At 46.4% G+C, this 16,056-nt stretch carries 15 protein-coding genes; 5 read left to right on the plus strand and 10 right to left on the minus strand.

What is annotated here, in order from left to right; translation table 11 throughout:
• Nucleotides 1–21 precede the first annotated feature (21 nt).
• A complete protein-coding gene (locus tag OU814_RS18540) occupies nt 22–1,434 on the plus strand; it encodes a GTP-binding protein (RefSeq protein ID WP_268184664.1) in 1,413 nt (470 codons plus the stop codon).
• A 119-nt stretch (nt 1,435–1,553) separates the two neighbouring features.
• On the opposite strand, the gene OU814_RS18545 is transcribed toward OU814_RS18540, so the two are convergent.
• From OU814_RS18545 to OU814_RS18565, 5 genes are all read right to left on the minus strand, one after another.
• Entirely contained in the window at nt 1,554–2,735 is a 1,182-nt protein-coding gene (locus OU814_RS18545; RefSeq protein ID WP_268184665.1) for a hypothetical protein, read from the minus strand.
• A 55-nt stretch (nt 2,736–2,790) separates the two neighbouring features.
• On the minus strand, nt 2,791–5,112 hold the full coding sequence (locus OU814_RS18550) for a hypothetical protein (protein ID WP_268184666.1): 2,322 nt from the start codon (nt 5,110–5,112) through the stop codon (nt 2,791–2,793).
• Nucleotides 5,113–5,489: 377 nt separating this feature from the next.
• Complete coding sequence (gene cls, locus OU814_RS18555; protein WP_268184667.1) at nt 5,490–6,932, minus strand: cardiolipin synthase; 1,443 nt, start codon at nt 6,930–6,932, stop codon at nt 5,490–5,492.
• Between the two features lie 10 nt (nt 6,933–6,942).
• Nucleotides 6,943–7,761, minus strand: a complete 819-nt coding sequence (locus tag OU814_RS18560) for an endonuclease/exonuclease/phosphatase family protein (RefSeq protein ID WP_190652877.1) — start codon at nt 7,759–7,761, stop codon at nt 6,943–6,945.
• Between the two features lie 129 nt (nt 7,762–7,890).
• On the minus strand, nt 7,891–8,241 hold the full coding sequence (locus OU814_RS18565) for a DUF1257 domain-containing protein (protein ID WP_017288233.1): 351 nt from the start codon (nt 8,239–8,241) through the stop codon (nt 7,891–7,893).
• 191 nt (nt 8,242–8,432) lie between these two features.
• On the opposite strand from OU814_RS18565, the gene OU814_RS18570 reads away from it, so the two are divergent.
• Complete coding sequence (locus OU814_RS18570) at nt 8,433–8,897, plus strand: DoxX family protein (RefSeq protein WP_017288234.1); 465 nt, start codon at nt 8,433–8,435, stop codon at nt 8,895–8,897.
• 69 nt (nt 8,898–8,966) lie between these two features.
• On the opposite strand, the gene OU814_RS18575 is transcribed toward OU814_RS18570, so the two are convergent.
• The 3 genes from OU814_RS18575 to OU814_RS18585 all read right to left on the minus strand — a co-directional run bounded on the left by OU814_RS18575 (nt 8,967) and on the right by OU814_RS18585 (nt 11,799).
• Nucleotides 8,967–9,101, minus strand: a complete 135-nt coding sequence (locus OU814_RS18575; RefSeq protein ID WP_017288235.1) for a hypothetical protein — start codon at nt 9,099–9,101, stop codon at nt 8,967–8,969.
• A 149-nt stretch (nt 9,102–9,250) separates the two neighbouring features.
• Nucleotides 9,251–11,239 carry a molecular chaperone HtpG gene (htpG, locus tag OU814_RS18580; RefSeq protein WP_190652878.1) on the minus strand — a complete coding sequence of 663 codons (1,989 nt, stop codon included), beginning with the start codon at nt 11,237–11,239 and terminating at the stop codon, nt 9,251–9,253.
• 131 nt (nt 11,240–11,370) lie between these two features.
• Complete coding sequence (locus tag OU814_RS18585; RefSeq protein WP_268184668.1) at nt 11,371–11,799, minus strand: Pvc16 family protein; 429 nt, start codon at nt 11,797–11,799, stop codon at nt 11,371–11,373.
• Between the two features lie 383 nt (nt 11,800–12,182).
• Here OU814_RS18585 and OU814_RS18590 point away from each other — a divergent pair, with 383 nt between their 5' ends.
• Entirely contained in the window at nt 12,183–13,325 is a 1,143-nt protein-coding gene (locus OU814_RS18590) for a sensor histidine kinase (RefSeq protein WP_017288238.1), read from the plus strand.
• 24 nt (nt 13,326–13,349) lie between these two features.
• Entirely contained in the window at nt 13,350–14,039 is a 690-nt protein-coding gene (locus OU814_RS18595; protein ID WP_268184669.1) for a LuxR C-terminal-related transcriptional regulator, read from the plus strand.
• Between the two features lie 18 nt (nt 14,040–14,057).
• On the opposite strand, the gene OU814_RS18600 is transcribed toward OU814_RS18595, so the two are convergent.
• Nucleotides 14,058–14,423, minus strand: a complete 366-nt coding sequence (locus tag OU814_RS18600; protein ID WP_017288240.1) for a hypothetical protein — start codon at nt 14,421–14,423, stop codon at nt 14,058–14,060.
• Nucleotides 14,424–14,437: 14 nt separating this feature from the next.
• Nucleotides 14,438–15,295 (minus strand): glutamate racemase, encoded by an 858-nt coding sequence (murI, locus tag OU814_RS18605; protein ID WP_326498318.1) that lies wholly within the window; start codon nt 15,293–15,295, stop codon nt 14,438–14,440.
• A gap of 382 nt (nt 15,296–15,677) precedes the next feature.
• Between murI and OU814_RS18610 the strand changes: the two genes are divergently transcribed.
• On the plus strand, nt 15,678–16,055 hold the full coding sequence (locus OU814_RS18610) for a hypothetical protein (RefSeq protein WP_017288243.1): 378 nt from the start codon (nt 15,678–15,680) through the stop codon (nt 16,053–16,055).
• Nucleotide 16,056 lies beyond the last annotated feature (1 nt).

Genomic DNA, 16,056 nt, shown 5'->3' on the forward strand with positions numbered 1-16,056 from the left:
ATGCCGTTGGTCTAATTTGCTTTGAGTCAAGCCTCTCCTAAATCGCGTCCGAATCCTCAAGAAACCCACCTCAATCGAGCGCGGGCAAGTTTGCGTCAGGCGCTCACGAATTATTCCCAGTTTTTACGATCGACCAAAAATCCCGCTCTCCAAACCGCGCTCAAGGCTGAACTTGAGACAATTTCGACGAATTTAAGTAAGCTTGATCGCTTTGTGCTGAGAATTGCTGTGTTTGGCTTAGTCAGTCGCGGTAAATCGGCGATTTTGAACGCGCTGATTGGCGAGAAAATTTTTGAAACGGGTCCGTTGAATGGAGTCACGCAACAGCCGAGGCTGGTCACCTGGTCGCCAAGCGGCGGATTTGTGGCGGAAGATCAAGCGATCGTGCCGGAGTCTTCCAGCAAGATTCAGATTGAATTGATTGATACGCCAGGGTTAGATGAGATTGATGGACAGGCGCGAGCCGATATGGCGCAGACGGTGGCTCGGCAGGCGGATTTAATTTTATTTGTAATTTCTGGCGATATCACTCGGACAGAATACAAGGCGCTTTGTGATTTGCGGCAGGCTCAAAAGCCATTGATTTTAGTATTTAACAAAGTGGATCTGTATCCGGATCAATCACGAGAAGAGATCTATCGAAATTTGCAAAATTTAGGCATTCGCAGCAATAGTAGCGATCGCTTAGAGCATCTGTTGACGGCGGATGAAATTGTCATGGTTGCGGCTGAACCTGCGCCGTTACAAATGCGGGTGGAATATCCGGATGGCCGGGTCAGCTACGAGTGGGAATCGCCCCCGCCGCAGATTGAAGAATTAAAAGCGAAGATTTTAACGATTCTGAATCGAGAAGGTCGATCGCTGTTAGCTTTGAATGCTTTGACTCAGGCGAGAACCGCTGAAACTGAGATTGCAACGAAAGTCATGGAGTTGCGAGACGTGGAAGCGGAGGCTTTGATTTGGAAATTTACGCGCTATAAAGCGATCGCGATTGCGTTGAACCCGATCGCATTTCTTGATCTGATCGGTGGAGTGGCATCCGATCTGGCTATGATTCAAGCGTTGGCGAATTTGTATGGATTGCCGATGACGCGCCATGAAGCAGGGAAACTGCTAAACACGATTTGGGTGAGTTCAGGAAGTTTGCTGCTCGGTGAAATTGGTAGTGGAATTTTACTAGGAATGGGAAAAAGTGCAGCGGCTTTGGCAACTGGAGTCGATGGCAGTGCTGGCTTTTCGGCTTTGGCGGGAACTGCGATCGTGCAGGCTGGCATTGCTGGATATGGCTCGTATTCTGTGGGACGAGCGGCGCAGATTTATTTAGAAAATGGCTGTACTTGGGGAGCACAGGGAGCAAATACTGTGATTCGAGAAATTCTCGATCAGGTAGATGCGAAGACGATTATTTATCGATTGCGTCAGGAATTGCTTTAGCTCAAACACTGAGGCGAATAGATTAAGAATTGGCTGTTGTGATTTGAGAAATTCTGAATCAATCGGCTTTGTTGGATGAATAGCCAAAGCAACAAAAGTCGATCGCTTCTAAGCACATTTCAAGGCTGAATCTGGAATTCATTCGCGGTTGATTCTACGATCGTAGTCCCATCTTCCTTCAGTGCTTGCACTTTCCACTGTAACCGCTGCTTTATTTTCTCCTTCAACCAAGGTGGAGCAGTATAGCTCATTTGATTTGCTCCTAGCAGAGCAGAGAGTACCACAGCCTCACCCTGTCTAACCTCTAGCTTGTAACTATATGCTCCATCCACTCCCTGCCATTTAAATTGAATTGATTGTTGAACCGATAGTCTCGCTCCATCGTTTGGCTGTACTAAGTTCAATGGGCGCTTATCGTTGGTTACGAAGTAGCGGAGCACTGGCAGGGAAAATCCAGCAACTCCGCCAGAATTTACAACTCCAATCCCCGTATCTGAATTGCCTTCACGATCGTCTGTCGCCTCAATTCTCAGCAAAATGAAATGCAGCCCGGTAGAACCTTTGGGCAAGGTATTTGGACTAGGCCCTGGGATAAACATTCGTCCTGTGGGTGGAACAAACACATCAAAGCGCTGAAGGGTCGTATAGCGACGTTGCAAGGGACGTTCTTCGATCGGCAGCGTTGCTTCGGTAAGCCGATCTCGCTCACTCGGCAGAGGATCGCCTGGTAGCACAACTTCCCAGCGTCCTTTTAGTCGTCCAGTGCCGTTGTAGGAGATTTCAGCCCCAAATCGGGGCAAAGTTTCTCCAGTCGCGATCGCTGGCACTGGCTGACCATCTTCAAATGCTAATCGCACCTCAGTTAGCGCAAGCGGAACCCGTGCCCCGCCTCCTGCAAGTCGGCAAGTGACAGCAACAAATTCATCCGGAGCGCCCGTCCTGCTCACAAACCGTCGGACATAGAAAAACTGCGACGAATTCCCTCGAATCGCGTCTTGATAGGCTCGTCGAGCGACCGAAGGCGGAATGGTCATGATATCGGTATAGTTGTTCGAGCCGCTGAGTCGGGAGCGATTACTACGGGCTGGAAGCTGACCGAAGATTGTCCCAGGCACACAAGATTGATCGGCATTAATCGCACCGCACCACAGCCCTTCCGCCGGAGTTTGATTGTTTAGCCCCACAAACGTGAGAAACACCGTGGTTGCTCCGAAGGTACGAACATTCACCCCTTTCGGGCTGACAGTCACGGCTTCGGCAGTGGACATCCTCATCAACAATCCAAAGATAGCTGAACCCATGAGTATGCTCAATAATTTCAGTTTTAGTTTCATTACCTCTCCACCGATTCCATTATTAAAAACTAAAATTTAAGCCTGCACTGACCGTTTGAATCGTGGCATTCGTATCCACATTGAATAGAGGGTCATGTGCGATCGTAGATTGTGTCCCATAACGGATAAATGCACTTGCTGGAATCTCTCGACCCAAGCTATGCATCTGAAATTGCCAAGTGAGTAAGGCTTCCAAATTCGTGGCGCGTGTGATTTTTTGATTCAGCGAATCTGTCTCATCGGTACGGTTGTAATTGAATGCGAGCGTTAAATTCGGAAACATCACCCAACTGATACTAAGCGTTGGGCTACTCGTAAAGCGAGTAATGCCTTGCTCAAAGCTTTTTGCGCTTGTGAAATTGTAGCCCAAGGCAAGATTCAATCGTGGATTCACTTGCCAAGCGATCGAGACTTGGTGATTCATCGTGCTAAAGTCTGCCAACTCTCGCGTAGGTTGGCGATTGTCTTGAAAAGTATTCGAGTATTGATAGCTAAGGCTGAAATTGTCGATCGACCAAGCTGTCCCAAATTTATGGCTTGTGGTGAGTTGATCAGGAATTTCCGAGGGATCAAACCCAGATAGAGCCTCAACTGGCTGATTTGCTCCAAACTGATGAGTGCGTTGAAAGCTGTAAGTTAAGGTTGGTAATAACTGATTGCTGCTGTTTAAGATCGTTTGTAAGGGCGCATTGATAGTTAGAGAACGGTTTTGAGTTTTGGTTTTTAGAATAGTCGCGATATTTGCTAGATTGTCTTCGGACTGATCGGTTTGAAATTGAATGGTGGCTCCTGCGATCGCAGCATTGACCCCGAAGCGAGTTCGGAGTTGATCAACCGTCACACTTGCTCCGACTGTGCCAAACTGTGGATCAAGCCGCTCATGCCGAAAGTTAAATGACAAATCTAGGGTGCGAGTGGCATCCAGTTTGACATTTTTGAGCAAATCATAGCTTGTCTCAACAAACCAAGCACTGCGGGTCACAGGCTGCACTCTCGCCACAGTTAGATTATCAACCAATTGTGGATCAGCCGTCGGATTTGTAAAGCGACTGCGGACATAGCCTGCATCAAGTTTCAACCGACCAGAGGGATCTGTGCCAAACAACCGCACCCCGAATCCTTGGCTTTTTTCTGCATCGACTACTTCACCAACATTAAAGTTCTCAATCGGTTGACGAGACCCCCGCATAAAGGTCGTTTCTAATCGAACTCCGCCTGCGGGATTATCGAGCAGTTGCATACCGAGCGTTGCGGCTGTCAGGGTATTGTTTTGGTGCTCTATGCCTAAGAAATTGTCAAAGCCCACTACACTCGTGGTGCTGATATGAGCGATCGACAAATTGACCCGCTTACTGATTTGAATCTTACTGCTTAAGCCACGCGAGCAGAGATTGTCTAAGAGAAAGGGATGATTTCCATAACATTGATGTCCAACAGAAACCTGTGCATTTCCCACTTTCACATCGAGCAAGTAATCACTCAAATCGATTTGGGGTGCAGCTTCTTTTAAGGTGTTAAAGCGCAATGCCTCTTGCAGATTGGTGCTACCTGCGAGATTAAAGTTCGATTGAACATTAAAGTTATCTCTCTGATACTGAGCGGCGAATCCACCTGTCAACGCCAAATCAGCAAAAGTTGGACGCTCCGATCTGCCTGCATCCGGCGTGCGGGCTTCAGCGACTTGAGATTTGAAGTTGACGTTCAGCTTCGGAGTGAATTTGAGATCTTCGGCGCGGGTAGTAGTAGGCTTTGGAGTCTCAGATGTGGGTTGTTCTGGAGTTTTTGGTGTTTCAGGCGATGAATTGGCGGGGCGGGATGGATCGGAATTCGGTGTTACAGGTTGCGGGGTAGAAGATGATTGATTCGACGATTGAGGCGTTTGTGCTGTGGTCGGATCTACTTTGAGTACAAAAGTCTCTAAAACGATCCACTGTTCTGCACTCTTAACCATATAGACAGTGAGAGTGTGCTCACCAGGTGTGAGGGGCAATAATCGCGATCGATAAACCAGCTCATTGCCCGTAATGGCAACTTGAGATGTGACATCAACTTGATTTAGAAAAACGGACAGTGTACCTTCGTTTGTTGTAGGAAGATGAGCTAGCTTGAGCCGTATTTCTTCAGTTGAACGGACTGTAAGTACAGTTGGCTTGCTAGAAAATTGTTCAGGTTTGAGTGGTTGGGAAAGTCGTTTCAGGGGAGATGAAGGTTGAGGAGAGGCTTGTGAGTTCATCTGTGTTATTAAGTTGGGCACGGATTGAACTTCTGAGTTTGCAAAACAGGCTGGAATTCCCCAACTCAACCACACCAAAAATCCGATGCTCCCATTGATGAGCCATCGCATAGTTCACCTCTAAGGTGTTGATTGGGTTGTACTGAAAGATTGTCCGAGTCGATCAAGCGAATTGTTGTTCGTTGCCCTTTGCGCCTAATCGACCTAGGAATGATTGAAATAAAAACGCGCGGTCAATGTGCATGATTGTGTTTCCTGCGTTGTGTAACGTGTGTCAAGCATTTAAGCTTGTGATGAGTTACACGATGGAAAGTCAGAACATATGCAAGGAGACTGAAAATTTTTTGAAAAAACCGAAAGTTTGTCAGGATCGCATCCGCATGATCGAGATTGCCAAACCTGATAGCTATCGAGTTGAATCGTAATCTCGGCTTCCTTCACCCCCGAAATAGTCGCTTTTGCTATTCATGCACCAACGCCGAATCAATCTATAAAATTGGCGCAAACAGTCGTGCAATCCGTGCAACCAACTTCAGCCACAGGGATTGTTGCTGATAATCCGAAGGGGTTACTAAATAACAAAGCTGTAAATCATCCTGCAACATTGCTTCAACTGCTTCCACAAATGCCTGATGAATTACAAATAAAGTCACTTCAAAATTCAATTGAAACGATCGATTATCTAAATTCACAGTTCCGACTCCCGCGATCGCATCATCAATCAAAATTACTTTTTGATGCATAAATCCAGGCTGATAGCGGTAAATTCTCACGCCAGCCGTCTGCATTTCCATGTAGTAAGAAAATGCACAAAAGTAGACCATGTAATGATCAGGACGATTAGGTAGTAAGATTCGCACATCGACTCCCCGAATGGCTGCAAGTTTGAGAGCCGTCGCGATCGAATCATCTGGCACAAAGTAAGGACTTGCAATCCAGAGCCGTTGCTTTGCTTGATTAATGGCATTGACAAAAAACAACGTACAAGCCGGAACCTGATCAGCAGGTCCCGTGGGCAAAACCAATGCCACTTGATCAAATTCTGGTTTTGGATCAACATTCCACTGAACTTGCGGAAGCTTGCGAGTTGCCCAAAACCAATCGCCTAAGAAGCTGCCTTGTAAGCATTTCACAGAGGTTCCTTGCACTCTCACATGCGTATCTCGCCAAGGACTCAGCGGCGGTTTATATCCTAAATATTCATCTGCAATATTCAGTCCACCCACAAACCCGATCGCACCATCCACAATCAAAATTTTGCGATGATTTCTAAAGTTGATTTGCCAGCGATTTCCGCGTCCTTTCGTACTCTTAAATGTATTAACTCGAACGCCTGCTTGCCGCAGCGATCGCAGATACGATCGTGCTAATCCTCGCGTGCCAATTCCGTCATAAAGCAAGTAAACTCGCACACCTTGCATTGATTTATGAATCAACGCTTTACAGAATTCATTCCCAATCTGATCATCGTCTAAGGTATAAGTTTGAATCAGGATATAGTCTGTTGCATTTTGTATTGCCGTTAGCATTGCTGTAAATGTTTCTTTCCCATTCACCAGCAATTCAGCAAAATTCCCCGTTGTAAATGGAATGGTGGTTAATGAGTCTGCTAGCTCTTGCAAAGGAGAAAACTCTGGAGGTAATTCTGCTTTGCATTCTAGAATTTCTTGATAGGCTTCTTTTGCCTGAGCATTATGCTCAATGTATGCCGCTTGCAACGCTTCTGCATAACCATAAAACCGATTCCGTCCCAAGATCCAATACAACGGAATCGCAAGCCACGGAATCGTCAGCAGTGAAATACTCCAAGCGACTGCTCCGCGTGACGATCGTACATTCATCACCGCATGAGCCGCATTCACAATTCCCAATAGGTGTACGACGATCGTGAGAATGCTAAAAATCTGAACCGAACTGCCAACGCCCAGCATAGATTTTGGTTTACAAATGGAACTCGACCAGCATCGGCTTATGATCAGACGACTGAATCTGATCGAGCACCCGCGCCTGTAAATAATTCTGATGCAGCCCTCGGTAGAAAATGTGATCTAACGGAGGAGACATTAAAAATCGTTTGATGTTTTGTGTATCTGCTTCTGAAAATTTCGCTCGTGATAGCCCTAGCCTGCGCGTCATCTTATCTAATAATTGCCAGCGCGATCGATTCCACGTATTAAAATCGCCTGAAAAGATGATCGCTCCATCGTGAGCTGCGATCGCAGTTTCTAATTCAACTAATTGCGTTTTGAATTTATCTAGCTCAACAAAATTAATTAAGTGCGAATTGATCGTCAGTAGGGTTCCTTGTGCAAAAGGATGTTCAGTCACTAAGGACACTTTAGGCGTATTAGAAACGGGTTCAGCATGTTCTGTGATCACTGCCTTACGAGTCACACAAGAAGCCCGAGAAGCTGTCAAAACGCCTGCATAGATGTTTCGATACGTATCAATAAAATTCGGTGCAAAGCTCCAGCCGAGTTCAGCGAGTTCAAAATGCTTGAGTTCGGTGCAAAGCTGAACTTCTTGAAGAAAGATCAGATCCGGCTGATAGCGATCGACGATCCAATCAAAATCTTTTTGCCAACTGCGATCGTGATTATTTTTCGCAATATTCCAATTCAACACCCGAATGGCTTTCTCATTGAGCGGAGAGGGCTGGTGCGGTCGATGCAGAATCGTTTCGTCCGTCGGAATAAATCGGTAAGGCGGAAGTAGCGTTTTGAAGGGAGTTGTAAATATTTCAGAACCTAACTTCGCCATGATTTGATTCCAGATGCAACCATTTGAACCCTATCTTAAGATACTTTTCAAACGATCGTGGTTTTCTGCATCACTAGACCTCCAAGCTTACGGGAAACTCGGAGGTCTAGACGATTTGGCTAGCACGCCTTACCGTACCATCACTTGCACATTGGCATTTTGTAATCCAGGACGCTTCACCTGATTCAACGTTTGCTGCACTGCGTACTTCTGATTCACTGAAGTCATCAATTCTGCAAGGTTATGCTTTCTGGCGACACCCCAGAGATCTGCCACAATGCTAAACGTTCCATCTTCATTATGAATCCAACCGATATCGTAGCTGCCATCCAAGACTGCAACGATGTCTGCATGAACACGCTGACATCCCATGCCTCGGACTTCTGCATTTGTTTCAACTGTGAAACCCAAATCGCGCAAAGAAGACTTGAGCAATTCTGCATCCGTAATCTTGCTGCGGAGTGTACTAAAGTGCGACATAGCTATATACCTTGCTTTAAATGAGTAATTGCATCTACGGTAGCAAGCACCCTTAGCTGCGACCGTCTATCCAAAGGCTGCATTTCTCATCTTAGGTCAGGCTTTCCGTAGAAAATGAGTAGTTAAATTGAGTTATGTAACAATTTCAATTACAGTTTCCATAAGATTCAAAGCGCATTTTGGAGAAAAAAATGACTGTTGCCCCTTCTCAGCGATCGCTCATTTCAACGATTCTGCAATCTGACCTCAGCCCAAATCCAATCTTCCAAGCAGCTTGGCTTGTAGTTCGCGTTGTGGTTGGGTCATTAATGATTCACAACGGGTTTAGTAAATTAGCCGATGTGCCAGGCTTTATTGAACATGTGATTAATGTGATTGGATTACCGTTTCCAACCTTTTTTACTTACTTAGCGGCTTATACCGAAATCGTCGCTTCTATTTTCTTAATCGCTGGGTTGCTGACTCGATTCAGCGCATTGTCTCTACTCTTCACCATGCTGATCGCAGTTTACTTTCACCTGAAGGATAGCGGGTTTCAGATTCCCCCGTTAGAAACGGCTTCGGTTTATTCGCTTTGCTATCTGGCTCTAGCAGCAGGGGGAGGTGGAAATCTCTCGATCGACCATTTCTTAGTAAAAATCTTTAACAAGCAGTAATACTGTAAAAAATCACAAAATAATGGTCTAGATCATATGATCTAGACCATTGCTTTCGTAGTCAAAACTTTATTCCTCTTCTGTTTCTTGCTCAACGCATTCCGGTTGATCGGTTTCGTTTTGTGCAGCAATCTCTTCGAGTGCTTTCTGAATCCACAATCTTGATAAATCAACCAAGCTAATGCTGTCTGGCACAGTGGTCATTTTGTTAATCCTCCTTATCTATCTAAGAGCGTAGCGAACCACGCCTGAAGTTTCATCAAAAGACTGATTTATTGAAATATTTGTTTACAATTCACAATTCTTTGCAAGCTGCCCGCGCTGCCGTGAGTGGTAGCGCGGGCAATTTAAGGCTAATTTAAGGCGCGTTCGGTCAATTTCGTGAGCACCTGGTTCGATCGCTCAACAAAGGCTTTCATCCCATCGGCATCAAAGCCTTTCTGCGCCATCAGGGCTAAGTCATACACATGATGACAAATCATATCGGCAAGCTCAGCCGACGGAGAAGCAGCAGATCCGGTAACAATTGCGCCTTGACTCAAATTCATTAAGTTTTGAATCATTGGATGCGCTGTATTGACGAGCAGAATATGCTCTTCTGGAAACTGCATCGCTTGTTGCTGCAAGAGTGCATTCATTTCCTGCATTCTACGCAGTTGTTCAGGCAGTAAGACGATCGCCGGAGGTGCAGCATTATCGCCTTTGAGTGCCTCGGTGCGAATCGTCAATTTTGGCTTGCCTAATGCCTTGAGGAACAGGTCTTTGATCTGTTCTCCCCGTGTTTGATTGGTATTGGGGTCAACGATGTCTTCTGCTTTGTCTTTGTCGATCAGTGTGTCATCGAGTTCGGCATCGACTCGTGAGAACTTGATATGGGAGTACTCTCGTTCTAAGAAGCTGACAAAGTGGCTGTCGATGAATGAATCCATGAACAACACTTCTAAACCTTGGCTCGTATGCAACTGCACATACGTTGCTTGAGTCACTTCATCGGTGCAGTAGAAGACTCGATTCTCATGACGCTCTTTGTTGCGTTCCAGGTATTCTTGCAAGGTGGTGTAAGTCTTGCCGTCGATCGTATTACTTGCCTCTTGCCAGACATCGCCTTCTGAAGTTTCGACTTCAACTTTCGGCTTGCTCAAATCCGCAGTCGTGCGATAGATCAAAATGTCTTCGACTTGCTTTTTGAACTTGTCATCGTTCAGCGAGCCGAATTTTACGAAGGTTCCGAGGTCTTGCCAGCTTCGGATATAAGCTTCTCGATCGTCTCGGTAGAGTTCTTTTAAGCGATCGCCGACTTTCTTCGCGATGTAATCTGCAATCCGGCGGACGGTGCGATCGCTTTGTAAGAAGCTCCGCGAAACGTTCAATGGAATATCAACGCTATCGATCACCCCTTGCAGTGGGAGTAAGAATCGTGGGACAACTTCTTCGCAGTTGTCGCTGACGAAAACTTGATTGCAGAAGAGTTTGATCTGCCCCTTGCTGACATCAACATCGGGCTTGAGTTTAGGGAAGTAAAGAATGCCATTGACGACAAAGGGATAATCCGTATTCAAATGCACCCACAACAGCGGCTCATCTTGGAACGGATAGAGGTAGCGATAAAACTCTAGATAATCTTCCTTGGTGAGATTGCTAGGTGACTCTTTCCAAGGTGCTTTTTGGCGGTTAATTTGCTCGGGTGCAGTGGCTTCCTGTCCTTCAGATGCTAGGGTTTCTAGCTTAATCGGGAAGGGCAAGAAATCGCAGTACGTCTTGATCAGTTGGCGAATTCTGTAAGGCTCTAAGTATTCTAGTTCTTCTTCTTGGAGGTGAAGTTTTACCGTTGTCCCACGAGTCGATCGCTCAGATGCCGACAATTTGAACTCAGTCGAACCATCACAGATCCAATTGACCGCTTGTGACCCTTCTTTGTAAGACAGGGTATCAATTTCAACCTGCTTCGCCACCATGAAGGACGAATAGAATCCCAATCCAAAGTGACCAATGATTTGCTGATCGCTGCTTGCCTGATACTTTTGCACAAACTCTTCTGCGCTAGAGAATGCGACTTGGTTGATATATTTTTTAATCTCGTCTGCCGTCATCCCAATGCCGGTATCCGAGATGGCGAGGGTTTTGTTTGCTTTGTCGATCGTAATGACAATTTCCGACTCGCCTAGTTCGCCTGAAAACTCACCAGAGCGAGACACCATGCTCAGTTTTTGCAGCGCATCGACCGCGTTTGAAACCAGTTCACGCAAGAAGATCTCATGGTCTGAATACAGCCATTTTTTGATAATCGGGAAAATATTCTCAGTATGAATTGAGATATTCCCCTGCTCTAGGATGGTGGTCATAGGCTTAAGGAGAAATTCTGTTTATAGGCAACGCATTTATTGTGCGTGATGATTGTGCCCTGCGTCTCTATTTTGCTAAGTGCGGGTTTCCCCACCTGCGGAAAGTGGGGAGTGGGGAGGTGGGGGATGATCTACGTCGGAACCTTCACCGTCACATACAACGCCGGACGCATCGGTAATCCCAATGACTCCCACAACACCACAGGCTCGATCGCTGGAATCGCATCCACCTCGATCGATAAGGCTTGATAGTCTTCTAGTTCTGGGGATAAAAATTTCGGCTCAAGCTGTCGATGTTTTTTGAGAGAAGATAAAGCTTCTGATAATAATGGCTGGTCACCCCAAGCAGGCGTATCCCAAGCGCTGATGACGAAAGCTAAAGCGACTTCTGGAAGCGTCGGCTTTTTCTCAGCGCAGCAATAGTTGTAGCAGTAGATATTGAGAGCCGCCTTGCCCATCAACGACTGAGACGGTGGATTAAAATCAACCCGTTCAACTTCATTCAGAGAAGTCTCGATCGCCAGCACATTTGCTAGCGCTTTAGAAATGGCAGGAATCATTATCTTATGTAGCGATTAAAGGGGACAGTTTATGACGATCACAGAAGAGATCGTTAGCCGTAAGTCGAACTGAGTCAATACAAACGATGAAAACCGAGATGTAGCGGGCAAAAGATGGCAATTAGCACCGTATAGAGTACCGATGCGAAATTAGGTCTTTACAAAATAGGTGTTAAATAAATTGCCTCCCTCCGGGAAATTACTGAGATATTTATTAGAATCCGTGGGAATTTTGAGGACTTTTCGGACTCTGGGTTATACAAAAGTATGGTTCTTTATCAATGTGCTTAACTTGTAACCGATCGTATTGGATTACAAGCAAAAAGCACGCACTTTTTAAGATATTTTGTCGTGTTTCCCTAACTTCGGATTCTTGTGGTGTTATGCAAGCTGTCCATTCATTTAAGCGGTTTCCCTCTGCGATCGTATCCCATACGGTCGAGCCTTCCACAGTTGCTGAGAATCCAATTCAAGCGTTTTGTCGGTTGCAAATTGAGCAGATTTTGTCTCAATTTCCAGATCTCGGCATTCGTTTAGTTTTTCATTCTCCAGAGCATTCAAAACGTCAGTGTTTGCTTTATGGTCGCGAATTTTGGTCAGTGTTAGATACGGAGGCTCAAGCATTTTTGGCATCCGAAACTTGGTGGATCAAAAATTCGATCGGGCGATTGATTAAAGTTTTTACAAAATCAAAACCTCGATTCTATGCTTGCCCGATTAGTCCCACCAAACCGGAATACCTGTTGCTTGGAACCCCCAAACTTCTTACAGCAAAGCAGAAAAGATTGATAGAAAACTGCGCAAATCTGTTGAGCCATCATCTCTCAATGGTGCGCGAACTTTATACACAACGCCAGTCGTACCAACAGTTAGAGCAAAAAAACAACCACATTGAGCATCAGGTGAAAAGTCCGATCGCGCTAGTTCAAATTTATACTGAGATGCTACTGACGACTGTTTCTGAACAGCACTCCAGATCGCATCTCGAATCAATTCAGGCATCGATTCAGGATATCAGCCGTCATCTGAAGCAATTGACCGTCAAACAGAAACCGCTGCGAATTGCGGAACACAATTTGAGTGAACTGATCACGGAAAGTCTCAAACAGTTGCAGCCTTGGCTGACTGAGAAGGACATTACTGTGAACTATTCGCGATCGCTGATGCTGATCGATGTCGATGCCTGGCAATTTAAGCAGGTGTTGGATAACTTGATTTCCAATGCGATTCATTTCAGCCCTATCTCTAGTCAGATTGATTGCCACTGGGAAGTGACCGACCAGGAAATCGTGATCGAAATCTCCGATCACGGTGTGGGTTTGTCTGAGAGTGATGTCGAAAATCTCTGTACTCCGTTTTATTCTCGTCGTCCGGGTGGAACAGGATTAGGACTTTCGATCGCTCAAAAGATCATTCACGCGCATAATGGTCGCCTATGGGCAGGCAATTTACCAGAAGGCGGCGCGAAGTTTTCGGTGGCGCTGCCTCGATATAGCCCCAAATTATCGATCGTGCCTGCGATCTAACGGTTCCATTTTTACGAGTTCACTATGTCCACTCCTGCCACTATTCAGCAAACCTCTGTTCTGCTTGTCGATGATGATGCTCGGTTCCGTCAGGGTCTACAAACCTTGCTTCAGTTCTATAACACGACGAATGATCAACGATTTACAGTAGTGGGTGAAGCAGCTTCTTCACAGCAAGCGGTGCAACTGGCAATGGAGCAGCACCCGATGCTCATTCTGCTGGATATGGAGCTAGCAACCGGAGATGGAATTGCGACCTTGATGGAGTTATCGAAGCTAGATCTGCGATCGCGCATTCTCGTTTTGTCTGGTCATCAAGAGGATGAATGGGTGTTTCGAGCAATGCGGGCGGGGGCGAATGGCTATGTCGTGAAGGATGATTTGGCGACGCAGTTGTTTCAAGCGATCGAGACGGTTTTGAGTGATCAGATTTATTTGTCTCCAGAATTGGCAACGCGATTTTTTCAGACGTTCCGGTTTTACAACGGGCAAGCTTCAGAAGCGAAGGTAAAGTTACACTTGACGGAGCGCGAGCAAGAGGTGTTGCACTGGTTGGTGCAAGGCGCTTCTAATGAGGAGATTGCAGCCCATTTATATATTTCAGTCGCGACAGTGAAGGCGCATTTGACGGCGATTTTCAACAAACTAGGTGTGACAAGTCGAACGCAGGCAATCATTAAAGCGTTAAAGATGGGACTAGTCGGTTATTCTTGATGCTGCCTACGAAGCGAGTTAATCTTTGGGAATTGATAAAGTAGGCAACGATGGGCGAGACGATCGCTCTGGTAAGGCTCGCATTGGCGCTCGTCGAGAAGATTCAGTCGAAACTTTCATCGGTGCAGGGCGATGCGACAAATGCCACCATCGCAAGGCTAACGCGATCGTCACCGTGCTCAATCCGAAAATCACCAATGAAGTGCTTTGATCAATTCCACCGATCGCGACATTCATTGCACCCGCAGTCAGAATAAATCCTGTGATCGGCTCTTTACGATAAACCGTTCTCAAAATGCGAAACCATAAAGCATTCATCATAGTCATTTCATATTCAGGATTTTGAAACGTGACCTCCGAGTCCTGGGGAAACTGAGAGGTCATACCTTTTCTCTAGCTTAGCTAACCGCAACGGATTCAGACAGCGAGATCTGAGTCACGATCGTGTTACATCCTAGCCATTGCTGTGCCAATTGCATGAACGGTTTCGGATCACCGCTGACATAAAACCGCGTCGGCATCGGAGAACGCTGATTTCGCAGTCCCAAGATCTCCAATTCCTGAGCCGCTGCTTTCGCCACATGCACTGCCGGGTCTACAAATTGCACTGACGAAGGCACGATCGATTTCAATACGGGCGCTAAATGCGGATAATGCGTACAGCCGTAAATTAGCGTGTCAATTTCTTGGTCGAGTAACGGTTGTAAATAGCTTTGAGCCACTTTGTGGGTGTAAGGATCGTCGATGCGTCCTTGCTCGATTAAGGGCACAAATTCAGGACAGCCGACCTGCCAAACTTCAGCCGTGGGATCGACTTCGAGAATCGCTTGCCGATAGGCATCGCTTGCAGCCGTTGCTGGCGTTGAAATGACTCCGATGCGTCTGCCTTGTCGGACTGCTGCACTGGCACCCGGTAAAATCACTCCCAAAATCGGTAAGCCTGGATATTCCTGGCGCACCGTTTCGATCGCTAAAGCCGAACTCGTATTACACGCCATGATCACCATTTTGGCGCGGTGGGCCACCATCCAATCGAGAATTTCGCGCACGAATTGAATAATCTCAGACTGCGATCGCGTTCCGTAGGGCAAGCGCGCTGTATCGCCAAAATACAAAAGTGACTCATTCGGTAATTGACGGTACATTTCGCGTAGCACGGTCAAACCGCCGACCCCACTATCGAAAAGCCCGATCGGATCAGAGCCATTCGGGAGATCTCGCAGAAATCCCCCAAAATTCGATACTTCCATGTTCATGCTGAATCCTCACACCAATGTAAAACGCCCAAATCAGAAAAAATTCCTGCTTGAATTGTAAATGTGTACTTCGATTCCTGAACCGTCCTTTTCGGACGTTTCTACAATCAAAATCCAAAATCTAAAATTCAAAATCTTCTATCTGACTGTTAACTTTTTTCTAAGTCTAGGCGGTCTTGCTCAGAGGCTCAAGATCGACTTCAGAGAAGAAATCATGAATTCTATTTGCAGAAATACTTGAGAGGAAAGCGCGATCGCTTCTGTCGTGGTCAGATTGTTGAGCAGGGTTGCAAATGTTGGCTGGCTGCATTCCGGGGAAGTACGGATAATTCTGCGTCAGAGGGTTAGAATCTGAGGAAGTTTCGTAGAGTGTGGATGGGTTATGAGTACTGCCTCTAAGCTTGAACTGATGCTGAGTTTTCAAGATGCGGAGAGTCCTGAGAAGCAGGAGAAATTGACACAGACGCTCTGGCAGCAGATGAGACAGATTGACGGAGTGAAGATCGATCGCGTCAGTGATGACAATCCGCCGGAGGGCAGTAAGGCGTTTGGGTCGTTTTTGTTGGGGTTGCTGAAGGCGACGGTGACGTTGGAGGGGTTGAAGTCGCTGTTTGGGTTTTTGGGCGATCGCTTGGGGAATAAGCCGATCAAGATTAAGGCGAAGTTTGCGGATGGGCGTGAGGTGGAACTCGAAGCGAGTAGTCGTGAGGAGTTGGCGCTGGCGGAAGAAACGTTAAAGCGGTTGGCTCAAACTTTGTAGG

The organism is Leptolyngbya sp. GGD (assembly GCF_026735145.1).
GTDB lineage: Bacteria > Cyanobacteriota > Cyanobacteriia > Leptolyngbyales > Leptolyngbyaceae > Leptolyngbya > Leptolyngbya boryana.